The 25206-nt window shown below is 64.6% G+C and carries 18 protein-coding genes; 10 read left to right on the top strand and 8 right to left on the bottom strand.

The genetic code is table 11. The annotated features are described in order from the left end of the window. Positions 1 to 95: 95 nt before the first annotated feature. Entirely contained in the window at positions 96 to 647 is a 552-nt protein-coding gene (locus Q0687_RS05730; RefSeq protein WP_298873303.1) for a carboxymuconolactone decarboxylase family protein, read from the bottom strand. Between the two features lie 114 nt (positions 648 to 761). On the opposite strand from Q0687_RS05730, the gene Q0687_RS05725 reads away from it, so the two are divergent. Together Q0687_RS05725 and Q0687_RS05720 are read left to right on the top strand one after the other, a co-directional pair. Then, positions 762 to 1301: a VOC family protein gene (locus Q0687_RS05725; protein WP_298873301.1), complete on the top strand. Its 540-nt coding sequence runs from the start codon at positions 762 to 764 to the stop codon at positions 1299 to 1301. A gap of 99 nt (positions 1302 to 1400) precedes the next feature. Beyond that, positions 1401 to 2213, top strand: a complete 813-nt coding sequence (locus tag Q0687_RS05720; protein ID WP_298873299.1) for a class I SAM-dependent methyltransferase — start codon at positions 1401 to 1403, stop codon at positions 2211 to 2213. A gap of 31 nt (positions 2214 to 2244) precedes the next feature. Here Q0687_RS05720 and Q0687_RS05715 read toward each other — a convergent pair whose 3' ends face one another. Further along, positions 2245 to 3822, bottom strand: coding sequence for a L,D-transpeptidase (locus tag Q0687_RS05715; protein WP_298873297.1), 1578 nt, complete (start codon positions 3820 to 3822; stop codon positions 2245 to 2247). Positions 3823 to 4098: 276 nt separating this feature from the next. Here Q0687_RS05715 and Q0687_RS05710 point away from each other — a divergent pair, with 276 nt between their 5' ends. Beyond that, complete coding sequence (locus Q0687_RS05710) at positions 4099 to 4326, top strand: hypothetical protein (protein ID WP_298873295.1); 228 nt, start codon at positions 4099 to 4101, stop codon at positions 4324 to 4326. Positions 4327 to 4447: 121 nt separating this feature from the next. Beyond that, entirely contained in the window at positions 4448 to 5500 is a 1053-nt protein-coding gene (gene pstS, locus Q0687_RS05705) for a phosphate ABC transporter substrate-binding protein PstS (protein WP_298873293.1), read from the top strand. A 20-nt stretch (positions 5501 to 5520) separates the two neighbouring features. Here the strand turns inward: pstS and Q0687_RS05700 are convergent, their stop codons facing one another. Both Q0687_RS05700 and Q0687_RS05695 read right to left on the bottom strand, forming a co-directional pair. Continuing rightward, complete coding sequence (locus Q0687_RS05700) at positions 5521 to 6711, bottom strand: CoA transferase (RefSeq protein ID WP_298873305.1); 1191 nt, start codon at positions 6709 to 6711, stop codon at positions 5521 to 5523. A gap of 145 nt (positions 6712 to 6856) precedes the next feature. Further along, positions 6857 to 8293, bottom strand: coding sequence for an oligosaccharide flippase family protein (locus Q0687_RS05695; RefSeq protein WP_298873291.1), 1437 nt, complete (start codon positions 8291 to 8293; stop codon positions 6857 to 6859). A 274-nt stretch (positions 8294 to 8567) separates the two neighbouring features. Here Q0687_RS05695 and Q0687_RS05690 point away from each other — a divergent pair, with 274 nt between their 5' ends. Both Q0687_RS05690 and Q0687_RS05685 read left to right on the top strand, forming a co-directional pair. Further along, the gene (locus tag Q0687_RS05690) at positions 8568 to 9653 is read left to right on the top strand and encodes a glycosyltransferase (RefSeq protein ID WP_298873289.1); all 1086 of its coding nucleotides are present in this window, start codon (positions 8568 to 8570) and stop codon (positions 9651 to 9653) included. 100 nt (positions 9654 to 9753) lie between these two features. Beyond that, positions 9754 to 10821, top strand: a complete 1068-nt coding sequence (locus tag Q0687_RS05685; protein ID WP_298873287.1) for an endo-1,4-beta-xylanase — start codon at positions 9754 to 9756, stop codon at positions 10819 to 10821. A gap of 302 nt (positions 10822 to 11123) precedes the next feature. Here the strand turns inward: Q0687_RS05685 and Q0687_RS05680 are convergent, their stop codons facing one another. From Q0687_RS05680 to Q0687_RS05665, 4 genes are all read right to left on the bottom strand, one after another. Beyond that, the gene (locus Q0687_RS05680) at positions 11124 to 11495 is read right to left on the bottom strand and encodes a DUF6036 family nucleotidyltransferase (protein ID WP_298873285.1); all 372 of its coding nucleotides are present in this window, start codon (positions 11493 to 11495) and stop codon (positions 11124 to 11126) included. Between the two features lie 83 nt (positions 11496 to 11578). Then, entirely contained in the window at positions 11579 to 11959 is a 381-nt protein-coding gene (locus Q0687_RS05675) for a hypothetical protein (RefSeq protein ID WP_298873283.1), read from the bottom strand. 93 nt (positions 11960 to 12052) lie between these two features. Beyond that, a complete protein-coding gene (locus tag Q0687_RS05670) occupies positions 12053 to 12844 on the bottom strand; it encodes an rRNA adenine N-6-methyltransferase family protein (protein WP_298873281.1) in 792 nt (263 codons plus the stop codon). After that, positions 12841 to 16290, bottom strand: coding sequence for an AAA family ATPase (locus Q0687_RS05665; protein WP_298873279.1), 3450 nt, complete (start codon positions 16288 to 16290; stop codon positions 12841 to 12843). Before Q0687_RS05665 ends, Q0687_RS05670 begins: the two co-directional genes overlap by 4 nt. Before the next feature lie 133 nt (positions 16291 to 16423). Between Q0687_RS05665 and Q0687_RS05660 the strand changes: the two genes are divergently transcribed. The 4 genes from Q0687_RS05660 (at position 16424) to Q0687_RS05645 (ending at position 25101) form a co-directional block, all read left to right on the top strand. Next, on the top strand, positions 16424 to 22858 hold the full coding sequence (locus Q0687_RS05660; protein ID WP_298873277.1) for a non-ribosomal peptide synthetase: 6435 nt from the start codon (positions 16424 to 16426) through the stop codon (positions 22856 to 22858). A gap of 137 nt (positions 22859 to 22995) precedes the next feature. Further along, positions 22996 to 23163 carry a hypothetical protein gene (locus tag Q0687_RS05655; protein ID WP_298873274.1) on the top strand — a complete coding sequence of 56 codons (168 nt, stop codon included), beginning with the start codon at positions 22996 to 22998 and terminating at the stop codon, positions 23161 to 23163. Positions 23164 to 23392: 229 nt separating this feature from the next. Then, entirely contained in the window at positions 23393 to 24124 is a 732-nt protein-coding gene (locus tag Q0687_RS05650) for a 4'-phosphopantetheinyl transferase superfamily protein (RefSeq protein ID WP_298873272.1), read from the top strand. Further along, a complete protein-coding gene (locus Q0687_RS05645; protein WP_298873270.1) occupies positions 24121 to 25101 on the top strand; it encodes an LLM class flavin-dependent oxidoreductase in 981 nt (326 codons plus the stop codon). The genes Q0687_RS05650 and Q0687_RS05645 overlap by 4 nt, the downstream gene beginning before the upstream one ends. The last annotated feature ends 105 nt before the right edge of the window (positions 25102 to 25206 follow it).

Below are 25206 nucleotides of genomic sequence, written 5' to 3'. Positions count from 1 at the left end.
TCACGCAAAAAGGGATTGACTAACCAAGGCCCGTTACAGAAGCCCGGATGGAGCGGAGCGAAATCCCGGCTCTCGCTTTCCGTCATTTCAGCCACCTACTTCTTGCCGCCCTCGTAGACCATCATACCGGCGGCGGGATCGAGATCGGTTTCGGTCGCCTCGGTGACGCGCGCCATCATCATGTAGAAGCCGAGCGCGACGATGGATTCGACGATCTCCTGGTCGCTGAAATGTTTTCGCGCAGCCGCAAAGATGGCCGCGGGCACGCGGACATTCTCGACGACTTCGCGGCCGAACTTCAGTAGCGCACGCTCGGCCTCATTGAGCGCCGCGGCATCGTAATCACCGCGCTCGACCGCATCGACCTGCGCCTGCGTGCAGCCGACGCCGAGCGCGATCGGCACATGCTGGCGCCATTCATAGGCCCCGCCTTCCAGCTGGGCCGCCTGGAGAATCAGGAGTTCGCGGTTGACGGCCGAGAGTTTCTGCTTGTGCAGGATCGAATTGCCGAGCCGCATCGCCGGGATCATGTTGGCCTCGGCATGGGCCATCATGCGAAAGATGTTGAGCTTGACCGGCATGCGGTCGAACGAGGCGCGGATGTCGCCGCTCGTCGTTTCCGGATCAATCAGGGGCAGCCTTGCCACGGTTCTCTCCCTTGGCTGGATAGCCATGACTGTTGACTAACGACCGATCGTTTCGCTAGTCAACCGCCGCGACGATCGAGGCCAAGTGAGCGGATCGACAACGGGAGCGCGGGCATGAGCCGCATCTTCGGCGCGGTGCGCCAGAACGGATATGTGGTGCGGGACATCCAGGCCGCGATGAGGCACTGGATCGAGGTGATGGGCGTCGGTCCCTGGTACTACATCGATCGCGTCAAGACCGACTGGTTCCGCCATCGCGGCCAGGACTCGGCCGTCGAGATGAGCATCGCGCTGGCCAATTCCGGCGATCTCCAGATCGAGCTGATCCAGCAGCGCAACGACGCGCCCTCGCTGTACAAGGAATTCCTGGACGCCGGCCATGAGGGCCTCCAGCACATGTCGTACTGGAGCCACGACTACCAGGCGCTGTACGACAAGGCGATCGGGCTCGGCTACAGGATCGGCCACGAAGGCCAGATCGGCGGCGATAAGGGACGCTTCGCCTATCTCGACACGCAGGCGCATCCGGGCACGATCATCGAGATCTCCGACATCAGCGGCACCAAGGGGCCGTTCTTCGAGAAGGTGCGGCAGGCAGCCTTGAACTGGGACGGCACGCGGCCGATCCGCGAGGTCGGCGGCGCGAAATCGTAGACCTCTTTCGTTGTGTATGTGGGGACAGGCCGAACCGTTGCCGGACCGAGGATGCATGGTAACATATGGCCTCGTGTCCGAGGGTTCAGCGAGGCAAGCATGTCTGCAACTGACAAGGTTTTCGCCGGCTCGGTTCCCAAGCTCTACGACGAATATCTGGTCCCGCTGATCTTCTCCGTCTATGCCGACGATCTGGCCGAGCGCGTCGCCGCGCTGTCGCCCTCGGACCTGCTCGAGATCGCCGCGGGCACCGGCGCGGTCACGCGCGCCGTGGCGGCGCTGCTGCCTTCAGATGTCCGCTATGTCGCAACCGACCTCAACGAGCCGATGCTCGCAGTCGCCAGGCAGCAACAGGGTGACGATCCCCGCATGACCTGGCGTCAGGCGGATGCGCTGGCGCTGCCATTCGACGATGCGGCGTTCGACGTGGTTTGCTGCCAGTTCGGCGCCATGTTCTTTCCGGATCGCAGCAAAGGCTACGCCGAGGCGAAGCGGGTGCTGAAGCCTGGCGGCACGTATCTGTTCAACGTGTGGGACCGTATCGCGGACAATGTGTTCGCAGATGACGCGACCGCCACGCTCGGCAAGGTATTCCCGGACAATCCGCCGCTGTTCATGGCGCGGACGCCGCATGGCTATCACGACAAGGACGTCATCAAGGCCGATCTGGAGCGCGCGGGCTTCAAGGACATCTCGATCGAAACCAAGTCAGCGGCGAGCCGCGCGCCCTCCGCGGAATATGTCGCCATTGCCTATTGCCAGGGAACGCCGCTGCGCGGCGAGATCGAGGCCAGGGATGCGAGCAAGCTCGAGGCTGCAACCGAGGCCGTCGCCGAGGCGATCCGCAAACGCCACGGCTCGGGACCGGTCGAAGCGAAAATTCAGGCCCTGGTGATCACGGCGCGGCCGTAGCGGCGGGAGCCGCTACGCTCCGGCCTCGCGTCTACCAGAAACTCCGCTGTATCGGCATCGGCTGTGCCGGCTGGTAGTACTGGTATTGGCCGGCGCGGCGGCGCGGATTGACGGGTTGCGGATTCGGATCGCGCTGCCCAAAGAAGAAGAAGCCGTTGCCGCCGAAGGCGCCGCCATTGCCCCAACCATCGTCGCTGGCCATCTCCACCGGCGGCGCAGTCGGCTTGCGGGTGATGAAGCCGCCTTGCGGATGGTTGCTCAGAACCGCGACGAACTCGGTGCGGTAGTTGGTCTCGGCGCTCAGCGGCTCGTCCGAGACGATGATCGAGGACCGCGGCAACGCGGTCGGCGCGATGCGATCCCATACCTCCTGCGGGATGGTGATGCGGTCGACCGCGTCCTTGGCGTTGTCGCCCTCGTCGATGCTGACGACGCTCCAGCGCAGGCCCGTGTCGCTCTTCGCCATCGCCGTGAAGATGTGGGTGCCGATCGGCTGGTCCGGATTGCGGATGGTGACGGGGACCTCGATGCTGGTGTCGAACACCTCGCCGCCGCCGTCCGGCGCGGGCTTGTGGGTGTTGCGCCGAACATAGAGCTTCTGCGTCGCGCGGCTGATGTAGACCGAGACCGGTTCCATCGCGAGCTTGGCATCTAGCGCAGCCTTCACGGCCTCGACCTTCTTGGCCGCGGCGACCTTGGCCGCTTCCTTGGTCGCGGCGACAGCATCGCGCTTGGGCTGCGCCGCGGCCTTGGCGGCGTCGAGCTGGGTTGCCGCATCCGCCGCCTTGGTCGCGACCTTCTGCTTCAGCTCGTCGGCCTTTGCCTTGGCCTGGTCGGTCTTGGCGTTCGCGACCAGTTTGTCGGCATAGGCGTTCTCGGCGTCGGCGCGGGCCTTCTGCTGCTCGAGCTTGCGCAGCGATGCCGGCAGCGATTGCGCCTCTTTCGCGGCCGCGGCTGCAGCCTTCTTGGCTTCGTCGGCCGCCCTGACAGCGTCCTCCGCTTCGAGGGAGAGCTTGTCGGCGCGCGCCGGAACGGCCGCGATGGCCTCCTTGCTCGGCACGAACAGCGAGGGATGCGAAAAATCGACCGGGACGGCGTCGTTCGGCGAGATGATCACCCGCATGCCGATATTGGTCTTGTCGAACAGGCCCTCGGCGAAGTTGAAGGGCATGCGCACGCAGCCGTGCGAGGCCGCGTAGCCGGGCAGCGGTCCGCCATGCAGCGCGATGCCGTTCCAGGTGATGCGCTGCATGTTCGGCATCCAGGCATCGTCATACATTGTCGAGTGGTGGTCCTTGTCCTTCTCGATGATGGCGAAGACGCCCGCGGGCGTCTCGCGTCCGGTCGTACCGGTCGAAACAGGTGCGCGCAGGATCCAGCCCTGGGAATCGTAGAACGTGACCTGCTGGCTCTTGATCGACACGATCGCCATTATCGGCTCGCCCGCCTCGCGCGGCGCCACCGCCTCGGCGGTCTGGCGCGGCTGCTTGGCGGCAAACGCTTCGCCCGGGGCGGCCAGGGCAAGCGCTGCCGCGAGCATCACGATTCCGGGAGCCCCCCAACGCCGCATCACCCGATTGGATTGCGCCGTCGTCATCAGGTCTTTCATGCCATTCCCCGGTTGCCTGTCCGCACTTGCGTCGATGATCCGTCAGATTGCGATCTTTGGATTAAGAATTCGCAGCCACCATCAGTTCCGTTTCGGGCGATATCAGGTCCGTTCCGGCGACGAAACTCTCTTATACGACGGTCCGGGCAGGCGGAAGGGTGATCCACAGCCGAGGCTGGCCGGGAGCTGGTGGCGCGCTGCGGCAGAATTTCAGCCTTCGACGGGTGGCCAGAGAAATGTGACCGGAATCACGGAGAATTGCGCGGGGCCGCAGCCATGCTGCCTTTAATCTCGATGAACAGCGCATTGGAGGATGAACAAGTGTCCTCAACTCTCTCGCAAATTGTCGCGGTCGTTGCCGGGCTGGCGCTCTTCCTTACGGGCCTCGTCTTCTTCTTTCCCGAGCCCAATACCAGGGGCCTGATGAAGAGCATGACCGTTTCACTCTCGCTGGCCGTACTTGCGGCCATACTGATCAACGTCGCCCGCACTCTTGGGTCTTAAAGCGGGGCCGTTTTGTGCGATTCCCATCGCACAGTTGCCGAACCAGATGGTTTTCATTCCCATTACATTTTTGTGACATAAGCCACACCGGTTCGCCGGGCGGGCTGCTAGCCTCCGGGGCATGACGAGACACCTCAGCCTCCCGATCGTCCTCGCCGCTCTGGTCGTCGCCACGCAAAGCTTCGCTGCCGAGACCACAGGCGCAGGCTCAACCTTCGTTTCGCCCGTGATGGCGAAATGGATCGACGCCTACAAGGCGAAGACCGGCAACACCGTCAGCTATCAGGCGGTGGGATCGAGCATCGGCATCGGCTTGATCAAGAAAGCCAGTGTGGATTTCGGCGCCACCGACATGCCGCTTGATCCGAAGGAGCTGGACAGGCTCGGCATGATCCAGTTTCCCATCGTGATCGGTGGCGTCGTTCCGGTCGTCAATATCGACGGCGTCAAGCCGGGCCAGATGCACTTCACCGGCGAGGTGCTCGCCGGCATCTATCTTGGCAAGGTCAAGACCTGGAACGATCCGGCCATTCGGGACATCAACCCCGACCTCAAACTGCCGAACGCGCCGATCACCGTCGTGCACCGCATCGACGGCTCCGGCACGACGTTCAACTGGTCGAACTATCTCTCCAAGGTCAGCGCGCAATGGAAGAGCGGCGTCGGCGAAGGCACCGCCGTCGAGTGGCCTGTTGGCCTCGGCGGACGCGGCAATGACGGCGTCGCCTCGCTCGTCAGCCTCGTGCCCGGCTCGATCGGCTATCTCGAATATGCCTACGCCCTGCAACGGCTCGACAAGATCTCGTTCGGCGTGGTGCAGAACAGCGCGGGCCGTTTCGTCGGGCCCGACGCCGCCTCGTTCCAGGCGGCCGCCGCGAGCGCCGACTGGACGGCCGACAAGGATTTCCATCTCGTCCTCACCAACGCGCCAGGCGAGAATGCCTATCCGATCACGGCCACGACGTTCGTCGTGATGCCGAAGCAGCCGAAATCGCCGGAGAGGTCGACCGCGGCCATCGATTTCATGCGCTGGTCGCTGGAGAGCGGCAAGACGCAGGCCGAAACGCTCAACTACGTTCCGCTGCCGGCCACCTTGGTCGAGCAAGTCGAGATGTACTGGCAGCAGAGCTTTGGGCCGGCGACCGTGACGGCGTCCGCCGCCGGCAAGCGATAGGCTGGAACGGCGCGCCCCCGCTAGGGCGCGCCAACTGCCTTGTGCGCGACAAGCGCCTCGATCTCCGCGTCAGTCAGACCAGCCTCGCGCAACACTTCGCGCGAATGCTCGCCTAGCCGCGGCGCCATGCGGTGAATGCCGGCGGGGCTTTCGGAGAATTTTGTCGCCGGCCGCGCCTGCCTGATGCGCCCTTCGGTCGGGTGATCGATCTCCGCGAACAGGCCGACGGCCTCGAGATGCGGCTGCTCGCTGATCTCGGTCAGCTTGGCGAAAGCGGTGTGCGGCACGTCGAGCCGCAGCAAAAGCTCCTCCCACTCCGCCGTGGTGCGGGTGGGTCCGATCTCGCTCATGCGGTCATAGACCTTGTCGATGTTCTGGGAGCGCAGCACGGGATCGCGCACACCGAGTTCCTCGATCAGCTCGGGGCGGCCGACGGCCTCGAAGAAGGCGCACCAATTGTCTCCGGAATAGGGCAGCATCGTCAGCCAGCCATCCTTGGTCCTCACCGGCCGCCGGTTCTTCATGCGCTTGTAGCCGGTCGGGCCGATCGGCGGATCGAACGCATGCCCTCCCAGCATCTCGATGCTGTTGAAGCCTGCGATCGTCTCCAGCATTGGCACCTCGACCATTTGCCCCTGCCCGGTGCGCTCGCGGCGGAACAGCGCCGCCGACACCGCGCCCACCATCGCCATCGCGCAGATCTTGTCGCCGATCAGGCTCGGAACGAATTCCGGCTTCTCGTCCGATCCGATCGACGATGCAAGGCCCGAAGCCGCCTGGATGATCTCATCGAAGGCCGGGCGCGCAGCCCACGGGCCATCCTGGCCGAAGCCGGTCGCGGCCGCATAGATCAGGCGCGGATTGAGCCTGGCGCAGTCGCCATAGCCGAAACCGAGCCGGGCCATCGCGGCAGGCCGGACATTGGTCACGAGCACGTCGACCGTCGGGATCAGTTTTGCAAGCGCGGCCTTGCCGTCGGGATGCTTCAGGTCGAGCGCGAGGCTGCGCTTGTTGCGATTGACCGCCATGAACTGGCCGCTCATGCCATGGTTCCGGAACAGGCCGGTGTATCGCCAGGTATCGCCGGCGGGCGGCTCGATCTTGATGACGTCGGCGCCCCAGTCGCCGAGCATCTGCGCGGCATAGGGACCGAACAGCACGCTCGTCAGATCGAGAACGCGGATGCCGCTGAGAGGGCCTGATGGTGCCATCGTCTCTTCACTGTGGTTGTCAGCCGCATCGCTCGCGATGTCGGCGAGGAGACGATACATCGATTGCGAGGGGTGAGATGTAGCACAGAATTCAGATGCGTATGCGCAAGCCGCAGCCGTTGGACCCGCCCGTTACGTCAGGCGGCTAGACGCCCAGCGCCCTGCGGTTAAACGTCCGCAGCAAGCGCAGCGACAGCGTCCGCACATTCGCGACATTGAGAAGCCACGCGATGGCGACGTAAGCGAGCCCCCCCGCAACGCTCACGATCGTCAGGGCCGCGAACCCGGTCCCATGGACCTGAGACCGCGCGAGCAGGATCGCAGCTGCCATGGCTACGGCGGAAGCGGCGATGCCGGCCAGCCTGACGACGTCGAACGGCACGGGATGAGCACGATGCATCAGAACGACGGCGATGACGAAGCCGATCACCTCGGTTGCAAGCGTCGCCAGCGCCGCGCCGTAGATGCCGTAACCCGCGACCATCATGAACATCAACGCCACGCTCATGACCAGCGTGAGAAACGACTGCGCCGCCAGCATGAAGGGCCGTTCGGCGAGCTGGAAGCTAAGCTGGACGTAGAATTGATTGGCGATGCCGAAGAAGCGGGCGAGCACCAGCGTCGGCAGCAGCGCGGACACACCGGCGCGAAAATCGACACCGACAAGCGTGCCCGTGACCTGATCGGCGGCAAGTGCGAGCCAGACCGCGACGGGCGCGACGACGACCAGCAGCAGTTCGAGGCTCTCGGTCAGCCGCTCCCGCGTCGCGTTGCTGTCCTGCTCCGACAGCGAGCGGAACACCATCGGCACGGTGGCCGCGGCAACGCTGGTGGCGATCATGACCATGAACTGGCGCGGCAGATCGGCAGCGACGCCGAAAATGCCGGCGGAATCCTTGCCGAGCAGATAGGCGACAATGAGCCGGTCGCTGGCGGAGTAGACCGCGACGGAAAGTCCGGCCAGCGTCAACGGCAGGCCGTAGCGCGCGAGCTGCATGAACTGGCTGTGCGAAAAGCCTGCGACCCTGGCGCGATCGCTGACGAGATTGAGGATGACACCGGCAAATGAGCCGAGGCCAAAGGCGGCGAGCAGGCCCATGCCGCCCCAGCCAAGCCAGATCCCGAGCAGGCCGAAGCCGACGCTCGAGACGCTGCGCACCATCGAGATCGCCGCGAAGCGAAACGGCCGAAACTTGGCGCGCTCGAACTCCTGGCCGACATCGAACCCATTCGACATGATCGCGACGAACATGCTGGCGAGCACCAGCTCGACACTGACGTCGCTACGGAACAGGAATACCAGCGGGGTCGCCGTGCCCATGGCGAGGACGGTCAGTGCAAAGCCAACCATCGCCGTGCCGCGAAAATCCACGTCCGCCGACATCGCCTGATAGCGCGACACCGACAGCTTGATCCAGGCGAAGAAGATCGCGCCCAGAATGCCGGCGATGCTCATGCCGACGACATAGACGCCATAATCGCCGGGCGTCAGCAACCGCGTATAGGCGGTGACCGCGAAGAAGCCCATCGCCGCAGACAGGACGTAGCTGACGAGATAGATGGAGAAATGACGGTTCAGCATGCGTGCACGGGACTGGCGGCCTTGAAATCGAGCGGCCGTTGATCAGTTGGACCTTGGCGTGAAGATCGAAGGCTTGGCGATCGGACTGCGCCGCAGCATCTCCCAAGATAGTCATTTAAGTCTGCAAATCGGCCGCGGAATGGGATGGCCCCACCGCTTTCGCGCGTTAGCGTTAAATTTGCCCTGTCCTTGAACGGGCCGCCGCGATCACCGAAAAGAAACCATGATTTCAAGACGTCGCCCGACGTTTGGTTAACGTGTGGACGTAGCTAGGATGGACGTTGTCGAACGCATAGGGGCAAACCCGAGCTCCCTGCCCCATGGCGGGACGGATGCGTCCCTGGTCCCGACGTCCCCCTGGGACGGCGAGCGGATGACGCTCAATTTGTTCTTCGAGGAGCGCGACGACCGCTGGTTTCCGGGCGACCGCTACGTCCGGCCGCTGGTGCGGCGGATGCTGCTCGGAAAATCCTGGATCAGCGGCCAGCGGCGCGTATTCCTCAATCTCTGCGCCGGGCTCGACAGGGTCGGCATCCCCTATCGCGTCAACGACTACAGCTACATCCAAAAGCATCCGGAGGAGCTCGCTTGCATCCTCGGGCGCCCCTTCGTGCTCGACTGGTTCGACTGGAAGAACCCGCTCCTGCTAGGCGTCGTCATGTACAACCATCCGGTTGACGTGCCCGCCCATCACAAGGACCTCCTGACCCACACCATCCTGGTGCCCTGCAACTGGTACGCGGAGATGTGCCGGCCATACTGGCCGCATATCGAAATATGGCCGGTCGGCATCGAAACCGATTTGTGGACGGCAACGCCGGCCGCGCAGAAAAGCGTCGACGTGCTGCTTTACGACAAGGTGCGCTGGGACCACGCGCGCTATGAGAGCGAGCTGATCGAACCGGTCCGCCGGCATCTCGAAGCGAGCGGACGCTCGGTGGAAGTGATCCGCTACGGCCAATACAAGGAAGACGACTACAAGGCGGCGCTGGCGCGCTGCCGCAGCATGGTGTTCCTTTGCGAGCACGAAAGCCAGGGCATCGCCTGCCAGCAGGCGCTGTCGAGCGGCGTGCCGGTATTCGCCTGGGATCGCGGCGGCCCGTGGCAGGATCCGGAATATTTCCCGGAGCGCGTGAGATACGAAGGCGGCGTGTCCTCCGTGCCCTATTTCGACACACGTTGCGGCAGCACATTCGTCGATGCCGACGACTTCATCTCCAGCTGGAGCGCCTTCTGGTCCCAGGTAGCCGCGGGGAGCTTTTCGCCTCGCGATTATGTGATGGACAATCTCACGCTCGAAAAGGGCGCGCTTCACTATTTCGGCATCGCTGAAGCGGTGATGCAGCGCCACGTGCGCTGAGCGGAACATCCGCGAAAGTTAACCCAACAACAGGAAACCGCGGCGTCGCAAGGCGCCGCTTGGTACGATGGCGCGTTGGTTCCGAAAGGACTGTAGCCACGTGACGAAGCTCGACCGACGCCAATTTCTCCTCGGCAGCGCCGCAACGCTCGCGGCGGGTGCATCGGCGTCGGCATTGCCGGTGTCGAAATTGGCGCAGCGCCGCCCAGGCTATGGCGCGGCAGCTACGCTCTGGGACCTGCAAGCCGATCCGCGGCTTGGTGAGGCCATCAGTACCTATTGTACGCAGGTGGTGCCGGTGCTGGAGCTGAAATGGCCGGTGCTGCGGCCGGATGCGCACACCTTCGCCTTCGAGCGCGCCGATGCGATCTATGATTTCGCGCAGAAGAACGACATGACCATGCGCGGCCATACACTGGCCTGGTATCACGACATTCCCGACTGGACCAAACAGATCAAGGATTCGAAGGGCGTCGAGCGCGCCTATGTCGATCACATCAACACCGTCGTGTCCTATTACAAGGACAAGCTGACCTCATGGGACGTCGTCAACGAGCCCATCCCTGACAATCCCAAGGACGTCAAGGACCGGCGTGACACGTTCTGGACCCAGCATCTCGGTAACGGCTGGATTCCGCTGGCGTTCCGAACGGCGGCCGCGGCCGATCCCTACGTCAAGCTCGCGATCAACGAATACGATGTCGAGTCCGCGAAAGATTCGTTCATCGCCAAGCGCGCGGCCTTCCGCAATCTCATCATGGAGCTGTTGGACCAAGGCGTGCCGCTGCATGCGGTCGGGCTGCAATCGCATCTGCATGCCGAGCTCGAGATCGACACCCACGGGCTCGCCGAGTTCGTGACCGAAGTCCGCTCATGGGGCCTCGAAGTCTTCGTCACCGAGCTCGACGTCAACGACGAGAAGCTGACCGGCAGTCCTGCGGAGCGCGACGCCATCGTCGCCAAGCGCGTCAACGATCTCCTCACCGCGATCTCGACCAGCGGACCGGTGCGCTCGATCCTGACCTGGGGCATTTCCGACCGCTACAGCTGGATGAACGGCCTCGTCAAGCGCCCGGACAAGCAGCCGAACCGGCCATTGCCGCTCGATGGCGACTTCAAGCCCAAGCCGTTCATGGACGTCATCAGCAAGTTCACGAAGGACGTGTGAGGGCGTGTCGCCCCGATGATCAACCAGCGCAAAACGGCGACGCTGTCTTTGCGTCACCCGGTGACGATTAACCCGCCGTCATAACTACGCCGGGACTGCAAGGAACCCACGCTGAATCAAGCCCAAGCGAAACAAGGGTTGTTGGCGGGAAAGACTAGCCTTGAGATTTCAGACCTCTGATATAGGCGATCGCCTGCTCCGCAACGGCAGGATCGAGGTCCGTCGTACGGATCCTTTGCTCAATCAGTTCCAGATCCAAAGGCCGCGTCCCATGGATCGCGCTGACGAACCGCTTGTCCCTCTCATCCAACCTGGCGAACCTTGGAGACGACAAGGTCTTCCAGCGCAGGCGCCACGCCGATTACCGTCCGCCCTTCAACCTCGGTTTGCACGGTGACCGCCCGGGTCCGCCAACCTCTCGGGAGCTTAGCGGTCGTCTCGTCGACGCCATCGATGTAGAAGCCATGCGTACGGTGAAACTGGCTTTCAGATCCGAAAAGTCCGTCGATGTGTTCAGACGCAACAGGCTGCACGCCATCACGCGTATGCTTAGCCTCTGTCATTTCCCAAACTCTTGCGTTTGCCGGAAAAGCATCGATTTCCGGCGATTCCGTCGCCGCCGCCGGAGCATCGGACATTGAAGCAAGAATTGCCTGACTACCAACGATGTACACGGTATCAGTCTTGAACTCGTAGGCAAGAGCCCTGACGACTCTAAGCAAATCCTCGAAATCGCGTACTGGACCTCCACCAGCCATCATAGATCTCGAGCAGAAGCAGTTTGAGTGCTCAAGCCGCGCTGGACAATTCTTCTCGCAGCTCTTCGTAGCCGGATCCGCGTGTCGTAATCGCCAAAATGAATGCCTTCGGCGAGAAAAAATGGCGATGAATTGCGCAATCTGACCATCTCCCGATCGCGACTGATCAGCTTTACGGCCAGTTCTCGGGTGGGAAGCGCAAGCAGTTCCCGCCACTCGCGCACGAACGGCCAATCGGCGAATTGGTCGGCCTGTCGCGTGTGAGCTTCCTTCGCCCTTTCCACTAACGTGGGATCGCGACGAAGCCTTCGCACGATCAGCCGATGCATCATCAGCTTCGCGGTGTCACCAACCACGCCCTCGTTCAATTCAACCTTCATGGGCTCATCCAGGACCGCTCCAAATATAAACAACCCGCTCGGAACAAAAAAGGACACATCTCCCCAATAGTTACTGCCCTGCCTCGGTCGGACCTAGTCCGACGGCAGCCCCTGGTCCAGGGCACGAAAGCGCAGCGGCGCCAGGGCGGATGCGCGTTGCCACCAATCGGCGACGCGATCATCGAGCGCAGTCATTCCGCGACCCTGGCCTGGAAAAATCCGGATCTGCTGTACCGCCTCGGCCACGAACCCCTTGCCCCGGTGCGTGATCTTGAGTGCGGCGCCCTCGCGGTCCCGCTGTGTCAGCGGCACCAGCAGCCGGCCGCGCGGGCGGAGCGAGGCGAGCCAGAGCGGATTCGGATGCGAGAAGCCGGCATGCACCATGATGACATCGGCCGGCTCGCCGATGTCGCGACAACCGTCGCCGTTGATGACCTCGACATTCCGATAGGCGCGAAGGTAATTCGCAGCGCCTGCCGCGAGCCGGTCGTTGCATTCGACGGCTCGCACCCTGCCCTTCGGACCCACGATCTCCGACAGGATCGCCGAGAAATAGCCGAGCCCGCAACCGATCTGGACCACATGGTCCTTCTCCCTGACGTCGAGCACATCGATGAAATGGGCCCACAGGCTCGGTAGCCCGGTGTCGAGCTTGCGGCGCGCGTCGATGGCAACGAGCACATTGTCGTAGAGATGAATGGGATCGCCGCTGGGCGTCAGCCGGTAGCTGCGCGCCGCCTCGCTCTTGATGCGCCAGGGCCCCTTCGCCAGAAAATTCTCACGCGGCACTGACGCGAGCGCTGCAAGCAGGCGCGGCGAACTAATCCGCTCGCGCTTCGCAATCAGCTCGACATAGCGCGCCCGCGCGGCGGACAGATCGCTCATTCCGCCGGATTGGGCTGCGGACGAGCCGGTGTATCGCCGCCGAGCTCGTACACCAGCTGCATGGCCAGCTTCAGGTCGGGCGTCAGGAAGCCTTCGTTGAACTTGCCGACGATTGGCAACAGCAGAAGGCTTGCGTGCTCGCGCTTGCCGGATTGGTGCGACAGCCGCGCGAGGCTGACGGCGGTTCTGAGCTCCCAGGACAACGCGCCCTGCTTGCGTGCCGTCTCCAGCGACTGGTCGAACAGATCCTCGGCCTCCTGCACCGAGGCAGGATTGCCATCCGACAAGGTGATCTCGCCTTGCAGGCGGTAGACCTCGGCAAGATAGGAGTGATCGCCGGTCCGCCTTGCGGTCGCAAGCGCACCGTCCAGCGCGCGCAAGGCGGCATCGCGCATTCCGACCTTGGCATAGGCCTCAGCGAGCAGGCAACGGAACCAGCAGCCGGCGAGCCAGGAATCCATGGCCTCATACTCGTCGAGGCCGAAGCGCATCTGGCTGATGCCTTCGTCGGCCTCGCCGAGCTGGGCCAGCGCCCAGCCGCGCAGGATCGCGGCCTGCTGCTTCCAATGCAGGAAATTGTGCTCGGTGGCGATGATCATGGCACGGTTGGCGTGATCGCGCGTGCCCTCGATATCGCGCAAGTGCTGGCAGAGATAGGCGCCGAACACGAGCGCGAAGGCGAGCGAGAACGGATGGCGGATCTTCTCCGCGAGCGCAATCGCCTGCTCGCTGTGCCGGCGCGCCGCGTCGGGCTGGCCGAGGAACCAGAGCAGATAGCCGAGATAGGACAGCGAGACGACACCCGGATCAGTGCCGTGGCGCTCCATCAGGTCGGAATGCAGATCGGGACTGTAGAGATCGATGCAGCGATGCAGATGATGCTGCGCGGCGGCGAAGCGCCCGCGATAGAGCATGGTCATCGCAATCGAGCGGTGCGCCTCGATCAGATAGCCGGTCTGCTGTGCCGCCTCCTCGTTCAACCGCTCGCGCTTGGCGAATTTCAGCAGCTCGACGCTGAGATCATGCGCGCGGGTGAGGTCGGCGCGGATGAAATGGCACACCCACAGCCCGCGCGTGGCCGCAAAGGCCTTTTCGTCGTCGTCGAGCTGCTGGCCAAGCTCGAGGGCGCGGATGTAGTTCTCCTCGACCTCCTGCACGGCGTAACCTTTGGCGGCGATCAGCGCGTTGCCGAGCGCGATCCGCAGTTCGAGCTCCATCTCGTCGGCGCCCTGCATGCGTGCATTGGCCTGCACGACGCTTAAGCCCCGGCGGAGATGGCCGATCGCTTCCAGATTGGCGCCGCTCTTGGCCGCCTGCTTGCCGGCCTTGAGCCAGAAGCTCGCCGCGCCCTCGCTCTGCCCGGACTCGGTCAGATGGTGGGCCAGCAGCTCCGGCTCGCGATCGGTCTTTTCCGGATACATCTCGGCGAGGACCTGGGCGATGCTGGCATGCAGCTTGCGCCGCTCACTGTGCAAGAGGCTGGCATGCGCCGCATTCTGGATCATCACGTGCTTGAAGGAGTAGAGCGCGTCGGGCGGATGCCCCCGGCGCATGATCAGGCCTGCCTCCTCCAGATGCGTCAGCGCCGCCTCGATCTGCTCCGCCGGCGTGTTGGCGACGGCGTGCAGGGTCTCGTAGGAGAATTCTCGGCCGATGGTGGCGCCGATTTGCGCGATCCGCTTGAACGGCCCCATCCGGTCGAGACGCGCCATCAGCGAGTCCGTCAGGGTCGCCGGGATTGCGAGCTGCCGCCACGGGCCCGACAGCACATAGCGCCCATGCCGCTCGGTCAGGAGGTTGGATTCGAGAACCGTCTTGGTCAGCTCCTCGAGGAACAGCGGCACGCCGTCGGTCTTGACGATGATCTCCTCGACGACCTCCTTGGGTAGCTCCCGGCCCGCAACGCGCTCGACCAGCGTGGTGCGCAGCGGCCGGCTCAGTCGGTTCAGCACCAGCGTGGTGATGTGCGAATGCGCGTTCCAGCTCGGCTGGAATTCGGAGCGCGCGGTGATGATGGCGAGAATCGGCCGGTTCTGCACCCGGTCGACCAGCAAATCGATCACCTCGCGAGATGTCGGATCGATCCAGTGCAGGTCCTCGAAGGCCATCACCAGCGGCATCTCGCGCGCGAGCCCCAGGAAGTGATTGACCAGCGCCGCGACAGTCGCGTCCTTCTGCTGCTGCGGCGACAGGTCCAGCGGCGGATAGCGTTCCCCGGTCGGGATCGACAGCAGCGCGGCGAACAGCGGCGCCACCTGCTCGATGTCGCCGTGGGCGGCGGCAATCGCATTCTCCAGGCTCGCCAGCGACAGCGCGGACGCATCCTCGCGGTCGAGGCCGAGCGAGAATTTGAGCTGCTCGACGAAGGGATAGAAAGCCGTGGAGGTGTAATAGGGCGAGCACTGGAACGAGACATGGCCATGCCGGTCACCTGCGATCCGCTCAAAAATCTCCTGGATGATGCGCGACTTGCCGATGCCGGGTTCGCCGAACTTGACGACGACCTGGCCGTCGCCCTCCTTGACCTGCTGCCAGCGCGCCATCAACAGCGCGATTTCCTCCTCGCGGTTGACGAGCGGGGTCAGTCGCGAGCCCATCGCGGCGGCGAAGCGGGTCTCCACGCGCGTGGCGCGCACGACGTGCCAGGCCTGGGTTTTTTCCGAGATGCCCTTCAACGCCTGGGCGCCGAGATCGCGGTAATCGAACTTGCCCTTGAGCAGCGATTGCGTCGAGGCGGAGATCACCACGCCGTTGGCGGGCGCCAGCGCCTGCAAACGCGCGGCGAGATTGACGGTCTCGCCGACGGCAGAGTCGCGCTCTTCGGTACCCTGGCCGACGAGGTCGCCGACCACGACGAGGCCGGTCGCGATCCCGATGCGGACGGCGGGCGCGTGGCTGAGCGCGCCGCGCGGCTCGATGGCGCGCGCAGTCGACAGCACCCGCACGATCTCGAGCCCGGCGCGCACCGCGCGCTCGGCGTCGTCCTCATGGGCGGTCGGATAGCCGAAATAGACCAGAATGCCGTCGCCGACGAAGCGGGCGGCAAAGCCTTCGTAGTGCTTGACGACGCGCACGCAGGTTTCGCGGAAGCTGGCGATCATGTCGCGCACGTCTTCCGGATCGAACTGGGCCGAGAGCACCGTGGAATCCACCATGTCGCAGAACATGGTGGTGAGCTGGCGCCGCTCGGCGCCAACCTCCGTGCGGGTCGGCGGACGCGCCGGCGCTTCCACCGTCTCCGCCTTGAACAGCGCGGCCGTTGCCCGCTGCAACCGCTTGCGATCGCCGAGCGGCAGCCCGAGCTCGGCAAGATCCGCCTCGGTCAGGTCGCCCATGACATCGAGATCGAGGCGGTGCTGCGCGAACAGATCGGTGTAGTGACCGAGACCAATGCCTTCGAGCCAACGCTTCAACCCGACTTCCGTCCCCGGCTCATTCTCCAGCATGGTGCCCGCCGTACACTCCCCCCGCCAAAGGGCTTAAGGTCCCTCAACCACAGATTTTGGGGCCCAAACTTCACCTCAGACTGGACGCGTTCCCTAACTCCAGTGAAGAATAGCCCAATCGGATCAAAAGGGAATGGCATTGTCGGAGATTGCATCCGAGGCGGGAGACGGGCCGGACGGCGCGGGCGTCGAAGCCGAGAACCTTGCCGATATCGGCAGCCTTCTCGCTTTTCATGCGCGCGCGACGCCGGCGGCACCCGCCCTGCTCGCTCCCGGCCGGCCTCCTCTGGCCTATGGCGCGCTCGGCACTGGGATCGCGCATCTCGTCCGAACGCTGCGCGGGCTCGGCATTACACCTGCCGACCGCATTGCCGTTGCGCTGCCGCGGGGGGCCGACAGCGCATTGGCCCTGATCGCGGTGGCATCGACCTGCGCCTGCGTCCCCGTCAATCCCGATTTCACGGCAGACGAGCTGCAACGCTATTTCAGCGAATTGAAGCTTACGGCGCTCGTCACGCGGGCGGACATGAATTCGCCGAGCCGCGACGTCGCCAGGGCGCTCGATATCGCGGTGGTCGATTTCGCACCGGGACCGGAAACGGATCTCGGCGGCTGCGCGTTCGTGGGCCCGACGATCGGGCCAGCTTGTGCCGACGGCACCGCCGGCGCGGAGGACGACGCCTTCATCCTGCTGACATCGGGCACGGCCGCGCGCCCGAAGATGGTGCCGCTGACGCACCGCAATGTGTGTCTTTCGGCGCGGAATGCCGGCCGGGTGCTCGCGCTCGCACCACAGGATCGCCTGCTCAACGTCCTGCCGCTGTTTCATGCCCATGGCCTGATCTCCGGCCTTCTGACCGCGCTCGCGGCGGGCTCCAGCGTGATCGCGACGGCCGGATTCGACGCACCGTCCTTTTTCGGCTGGACGCGGGACCTGCAACCGACTTGGTACACGGCGGTGCCGACCATTCATCGCGCGCTGCTGACCGCCGCGGAAGCGAGCCCCGAGCGTATCAGGTCGTCGTCACTGCGGGTGATCCGCTCGGCCTCGTCCTCGCTTGCGCCCGCGATCCTGAACGGGCTGGAGGCGATCTTCGGCGTCCCCGTGCTGGAAACCTACGGCATGACGGAGGCGGCCTCGCAGATCGCCGCCAATCCATTCGAGCTGCGCAAGATCGGCTCGGTCGGCCGCGCCGCAGGCCCCGAGATCGCGATCATGGACGAAGCGGGCCGCGCGCTTGCGCACGGCCAGCATGGCGAGATCATGCTGCGCGGTCCGAACATGAGCCGCAGCTATTATAATGACGAGGCGGCAACGCGGGCCGCGTTCCGCAACGGCTGGTTCAGGACCGGTGACCTCGGCTATCTCGACGCCGACGGCTATCTCTTCATCGTCGGCCGCATCAAGGACGTCATCAACCGCGGCGGCCAGAAGATCTCGCCGCTGGAGGTGGAAGAGGTGCTGCTGGCCCACCCGGCGGTGCTGGAAGCCGGCGTATTCGCCGTTCCCCATGCCAAGCTCGGCGAGAATGTCGCGGCCGTCGTGGTGCTCAGGGACAATGCCGAGACGACCTCCGACCAGCTCCGCCAGTTCGCGCGCAAGCGGCTTGCCGCCTACAAGGTGCCGAGCCTGATCCGCAGTATGGCCGCACTGCCGAAGGGCGCCAGCGGCAAGGTCAAGCGCAATGCGCTGGCCGAGCTGATTTCGACTGTACATGATGCCGACGAGACGCAGCTGCCGCGCAACGAACTGGAGACCCGGCTCGCCGAAATCTGGGCCAATCTGCTCGAACTTCCGCAGGTCGGAATCGATCAGGATGTCTTTGCGCTCGGCGCGGATTCGCTCGCCGTCACGCAGATGCGCTCCCGCTTGCGCGAACGCTTCAACGTCGATTTCTCCTTCGAGGACATCTTCGATTGCGCCACTGTCGGCGCTCTTGCGGCCCGGATCGAGACCACGGCGCACCGGGATGCGACGCTGCCGGCATGGCGGGCGGAGGCCTCAAAAGAAGACGCCCCGCTGTCGTTCCAGCAGCAGCGGATGTATGTGCTCTCGCGGCTCGACCCGACGCGCTACAATTACAACGTGGTTGAGGTCGCGCTGCTGAAGGGGCAGGTCGACATTGCCGCGCTTCAGGCAGGCCTCGCCGCGATCTGCACGCGCCACGAAGCGCTGCGCTCGCTGTTCGTGGAACGCGAGGGCGAGCCTGTGCAGCGCGTGGTTCGGGCATCGCCGCAGTTCGAACGGATCAAGCTCAAACCCTGCTCTCCGCAGCGGCGAGCTGCCGTGGTCAGGCGGGAGGCGCTCAAGCTCGCGCAGTACGCATTTGATCTTGCCAGCGAGCCGCCGCTGAAGGTCGCGCTGCTCTCCTTTGACAGATCAAGCCATGCGCTGGTGGTCAATGTCCATCACCTCGTCACCGATGGGTGGTCGCAGCGGCTGTTCTGGGAGGCGCTTGCCGCCGGATATTCCGCTGCGCGCAAAGGAAGTGTGACGGCTTTGCCGTCGGCTGGCTTTCAATATCGTGATTTTGCGCGCTGGCAGCAAAGCTGGGCGCAGACGCCGGCCGCGAAAGAGCAGCTCGATTATTGGCGGACACAGCTCGACGGCGTCACCACGCTGCCGTTGCGGACCGACCGGCCGCGGCCGGAGGTCTGGAGCGGTCACGGCGGCCGTCATTATTTCGAATTCTCCAAGACCCTGTCCGCCGACATCCGCACGCTGAGCCAGAACCAGGGCGTGACGCCTTTCATGGCGCTGCTTGCGGTGTTCCAGTGTCTGCTGTTCCGGCACACCGGGCATGAGGATGTCGCGACGGGATCGCTGATCGCGAACCGCAACCAGATCGAAAGCGAGCGGCTGATCGGGCTGTTTGCCAACACGCTGATCCTGCGCAACGATTTCAGCGGCGACCCGAGCTTCGGCGAGCTGCTGCGCCGGGTGCGCCAGGTCACGCTCGATGCCTACCGCAACCAGGACCTTCCGATCGAGGAAGTGCTGCGGGCGCTCCAGATCGCGCGCAGGAGCGACGGCAATCCGCTGTTCCGGATCATGTTCATCCTGCAGAATGCATCGATCGAAGCCGCGCGCTTCCCTGGCCTGTCGACGCGGCGGCTGGAAGTCGACCCGGAAGTCGCGCGCTTCGACATCACACTCGAGCTGGTCGAGGCCGAAGGCCGCTTCAGCGGCTTCTTCGAATACGCCACCGATCTGTTCGATCCTGCGACGATCGAGGGCATGGCGGATCAGTTCAAGACGCTGATCAAGGCCGCCATCGCCAATCCCGAGCAGCGCATCTCGCGTCTGCCGCTGCTCACCGTCGCGGAACGCCGGGGTTTGCTGACGAAGGGCCGGGCTACCGACTTCGCGGCGCGCGGACAGGTCTGCGAACGCTTCGAGCGGCAGGCCAAAAAGACCCCAAACGCCGTCGCGATATCCGATTCGAATCTATCCCTGAGCTATCGCGAGCTGGCTCGCCGCAGCCAGGCGATTGCCGGCTGGCTTGCCCGCGAAGGCGTCGGTGCGGAAACGGTGGTCGCGCTGCTGGCGGACCGCGGCCCCGACCTGCTCGCGGCGATGATCGCGGTGCAGCGTGTGGGGGCGGCGTTCCTGAATCTCGACCCCGAACAGCCACCGGCGCGGCTCGCGACCATCCTCGGCTCAAGCTGCGCAAACGTGCTGCTGACGGGACGCGCTCAGTCCGCCCTGGTCGACACACTGCTCGAACCGCTGGTCGCGCGCATCCGGGTTGCCGAGCTCGGCGATACGATCGCCCGAGAATCCACCAGGCCGGGCCGTCCCGCGCGGCGCGCGGATTCGAGCCTGGCCTATCTGATCTACACGTCGGGCTCCTCCGGCGCACCGAAAGGCGTCATGATCGAACAGCGCGGGCTGTCGAACCATCTCGCCTCGCTCATCGACGAGCTCGGCCTCACGGCTGAGGACGTGATCGCGCAGACGGCGCCGCAGAGTTTCGTGATCTCGGTCTGGCAATTCCTCGCCGGTCCCATGACCGGCGCGCGCGTCCATGTCTGCGGCATCAAGGTCGTGCAGGATCCGATGCTGCTGGCGCGCGAGATCGAACGCGAGGGCGTCACGGTGCTCGAGATCGTGCCCTCGCTGCTCCGTGTGATCCTCGAACGGATGGACGAGGCGCCGATGCTGCGCGCCTTTGCGAAGCTGCGGCTGCTGATCTCGACCGGCGAGCCGCTGCCGGTCGATCTCTGCCGCGCCTGGTTTGCCCGCTGCCCGAAGGTGCCGCTTATCAACGCGTATGGCGCCTCGGAGTGTTCGGACGACGTCTCCCTGCACCGGCTGACCAGCGCGCCTGACGCCACGACGACACATGTTCCGGTCGGAGCGCCACTGCCCAATACCCAGATCTACGTGCTCGATCCGCATCTGGAACCGCAGCCGATCGGCGTCGTCGGCGAGCTCTGCATCGGCGGCGCCGGCGTCGGCCGCGGCTATGTCAACGATCCCGCGCAGAGCCGGGAGCGCTTCATCCCTGATCCGTTCGCGCGGGCGGACGGCGGCCGGCTCTACCGCACCGGCGACCTTGCTCGCCGCCGCGGCGACGGGACGATCGAATGCCTCGGCCGCGCCGACCTTCAGGTCAAGGTCCGTGGTTATCGCATCGAGCTCAAGGAAATCGAGGCTGCGCTGGCAGACCACGCCAGCGTGCGGGCCGGCATCGTCGAGCCGCGGCGCGACGCCAATGGCGACGTCAGGCTGATTGCTCATGTCGTTGCCAGGGCCGGCAGCCGGATCAGCGCCAGCGAGCTGCGCGACTTCCTCAAGAGCCGGCTGCCGCGCCATGCAGTCCCCTCGGCGTTCCTGTTCCTGGATCAGGTCCCGCTCAATGCCCACGGCAAGCTCGATCGCTCCGCGCTGCTGGCGCCCCCGCAACAGGAGAGCGTCGCGGCCGAGACGGCCGTGCCGGCCCGGCGTTTCACCGAAAAAGTCCTGTCCGACATCTGGGCCGATCTGCTGAAGGTAGAGAGCATCGGTGTCACCGACAATTTCTTTGACCTCGGCGGCCATTCGCTGCTCGCCGGCCAGGCAATGGCGCGCATCGCCCGTGCACTCGGAATATCGCTGCCGATCAAGACCATCTTCGAGGCACCAACGATCGCGGAACTCGCCCGGCGGGTCGACGAGGCCGCGGCCATGACGCCGCAACAGCCTGCCGGCGTTCCGCGACTGGCTGAAAGCGCTCCGCCCACGCTGTCGATCGCACAGGACCAGATGATGCGGATCGAGCAGAACCTGCCCGATCTGCCGCTGTTCAACCTGCCTTTCGCCTTCCATCTCGAAGGCCCGATCGATCCGCGCACCCTGGCGCAGGCCATCGACGACATCGTGCGCCGCCACGAATCGCTGCGGACGGCATTCGGCTGGAACGGCGAGGAGCCGGTCGCCCAAGTCCTCGCGCCAGCCGCGCTTGGTCCGGTCCTGACCGTCGAGACCATCGGCGACGGGCGGCCCCATAATAACCAGCGGCGCAAGGCGCTCGAGCTCAGGAAGATCGAGCTCCTGATCGCGCAGGAGACCTATACCCCAGTCAGCACCGCCCGCGCGCCGCTGCTGCGGGCGCGGCTGCTGCGCCTTCATGCCGAGCATCATGTGCTGCTGCTGACGCTGCATCACGCCATCGCTGACGGCTGGTCGATCGGCGTGCTGTTCGAGGAATTGTCGAGCCGCTATGCCGCGCTGGCGGGTCATCCACCGCGCCCCCTGCCGAAGCTGCCGCTGGCGTTTTCGAGCGTCGCGCGCTGGCAGCGCTGGTGGTGCGGAACCGAGGCTGCCCGCCGGCAGGCCGCCGACTGGGCCGAGACTCTGCGCGGAGCCGCCCCCTTGTTTGACGTCGAAGCACGCGCGGGCGCTTCGACCGGCCATCATCCGCTCAGCCTGGAGCGCGACCTCGTCGCCGGCCTCACCTTCTACGCGCGCCAGCACAACAGCACGCTGTTCATGTGTCTGCTGACCGGCCTGAAGGCCCTGCTGCTGGCGCGGACGGGGCGTACCGACATCTCGGTCGCCACCGCCATGGCCAACCGCGCTCAGCCGGACATGGATCGCATCATCGGCCCATTCGAGAACACCGTGATCGTCCGCAGCCGGATCACGCCGGATCTGTCATTCGCCCAGGCCCTGGGCCGGGTGCGCCAGGGCGTGCTCGACGCGCATGCGCGGCAGGAGCTGCCCTTCAACATGCTGGCCGACCATCTGGAGCAGCAGGGCATCGATCCGGCTTCGCTGCTTCAGGTCTATTTCACGCTGCAAAACCCGCTGCGCCAGCCGCTCGACCTGCCCGATGTCGCGGTGCGATCGATCGGAAACGTCGCGCGGGAGGGCCAGCCGGTGCTGCCGATCGACCAGACCTTGATATCGCTGATGCTGAAGGAGCGTTCGGCAGGGATTACAGGTTCGTGCAATTACAAGCGCGATCTGCTCGACGGCGCCACGGTCGGCGCATGGATGGAGGATCTCGTCGCGCTGCTCAAGGCCGCCATCCTCCGGCCAAACACGCCGCTGGAGCGCTTGCTCGCCCGCAGGGCGGCATGACCAGCCGTGCAGGGCCGGCGAACACGAGTTCACCCGCCAAAGCTGTGATTGCCCAAGTTGCATCTTGATTATTTGGCTCCAGCGCGCAAGATTGCTCGCGCGTTTTGATTTGGACTATTTTCAACCGGGGGAGTGTTATGGGTTTCATCAAATTTACCAAAGGCTCATCGCTCAGCGACAAGGACCGCAAGTCGCTGCAGAAGCTGCTCACGGGCGAGAAGAAGAAGCTTCAGTCCGCGCTGAAGGACGTCGACGCCAGCCTCTCCATGCTGGGTGGCGCGAAGAAGGCCAAGAAGAAGAAGTAAGGATTCGGCGGCCGGGACGCCGCGCGAATCTTTGCATTTCATTTTCGATTTGGGCCGCTCGCCTGTCGGGTTGGGGTCTCGCACAAGCTTGCGCCTGTAAACCGGCCAGCAATCGACAAGAATTTGCCCGGGTGGACCGCTAGAAGCGGTCCGCCGAGTTGCTTCCTGTTCGGTTGATCCTTCAGTCAGGGCCGGATTTGGTCTCCGCCTGATGCTATGGGCCCAATTGATGGCAGACGACGGAATTGAACTGTTTGTCGGATTGACCGAGAGCATTGATACGCCCGGCGCAGTGGACGGGTGCCGACGGCTTCTCTCGGTCGACGAGCGGATGCGCGCCGACTGCTTCATGTTCGAGCGGCATCAGCGGCAATATATCTTCGCCCATGCGATGCTGCGCATGGCGCTGTCGCACGTAGCGGTCGAGGTCGAACCGACCGACTGGTCGTTCTCGACCGGACGCTACGGGCGCCCCTTTGTCGCGGCGCCCGCCACCTCGGCGCCGCTGCATTTCAGCCTGTCCCATGCCGACGGCTGTGTCGCGTGCGTCGTGTCAAGGCATGAGGCGGTCGGCGTCGACGTCGAGACCGTATCGCGGCGCGTCGCACCGTTGTCGACCGCGCTTCGCTTCTTTGCGCCGGAAGAGGTCGAGATGCTCCGCACGCTGCCGGAGCCCACCGCGATCGAGCGATTCTTCGACTATTGGACGCTGAAGGAAGCCTATCTGAAAGCGAGGGGCTTCGGGCTCAATCTGCCGCTGGATGCGTTCGCGATGCAGGTATCGCGGGAGGCGATCAAGATCAGCTTCAAGCCCGACATTGCCGATGATCCGGCAGGCTGGCGCTTCTCGCTGTGCTCGCCATCGCCCTCGCATCGTCTCGCGATCGCCGACGGCTCGCGCGCGGCCGGCGGCCTGCGCATCACCCGCAACGCCTGGCCGCTCCAGGAAGCGGCGGAGTGATGTCGGCGCGGCTGCGCGTCTTTCCTGCGATCTCGCGCAACCGCGATCCCCAAAAATATGTCGGCGAGCTGATGCGGGTGGCTGATTTCGCCGATCGCAACGGCTTCGAGGGCATTTTGCTGTTCGAAGGCAACGACGTCTTCGTCGAGCCCTGGGCCATGGCCCAGCACATTCTTGCGGCGACGACGCGATCTTCGCCACTGATCGCCGTCAACCCTGTTTACATGCACCCGTTCACGGCGGCGAAATTCGTCTCGTCCTTTGCGCAGCTCTACGGCCGCAAGGTCTATCTCAACATGATCACGGGGACCGCGATCAGCGATCTGCAGGGGCTGGGCGACGAGCAGTCTCACGCGGACCGCTATGTCAGGCTCGGCGAGTTCGTCAGCTTGATGCGCCGGTTGCTGTCGAGCCCACGTCCGGTGAATGTCGACGGCCGGTTCTATCGCGCCAGCAATCTGCAACTGCGGCCGCGCCTGCCCGCCGAGCTGATGCCGGAATTCCTGGTCGCGGGGCAATCAGACGCAGCCAAGCGCGTCGCCGAAGAGACCGGCTGCATCAAGATGCAGATGCTGCCGCCGGACCTCGATCGCGGCCTCGGCGCAGCAGGCATGAACTTTGGCATTTTCGCACGCGAAAGCGCCGACGAGGCGCGGCAGGCGGCGAAGGCGCGTTTCCGCGATAATCCAGACGATCGCGAGCTGCTCGCGCTCACGGTCGAAAATTCAGATTCCGTCTGGAAGCGGCGCTTGTACGAGGGGCAAAGCGGCGAGCTCGCGGACAATGGCTATTGGCTGCTGCCCTACCTCACCTTCCAGGCCGACTGCCCCTATCTCGTCGGTAGCTATGCCGAGATCGGCGCCAAGCTGAAGGCGTTTGCCGCGAAGGGCCTGACCACCGTCATGCTCGACATGGTCGCTGACGAGGCCGAGATGCAGCATGTCTGCAGGGCGCTCGGGGCGAGCGGGATGTTTTAGACAGTGCCCTCTTCTCCCTCTCCCCGTTCTTACGGGGAGAGGGTTGGGGGTGAGGGGCCTCTCTCCGCGGGCGCGATGGCCGTGAGACCTGTACCCCCCCCCCCC

Source organism: uncultured Bradyrhizobium sp. (genome assembly GCF_936928535.1).
GTDB lineage: Bacteria > Pseudomonadota > Alphaproteobacteria > Rhizobiales > Xanthobacteraceae > Bradyrhizobium.
Note: the sequence above shows the minus strand (reverse complement) of the source record. Positions and strands in the feature narration are given on the sequence as shown.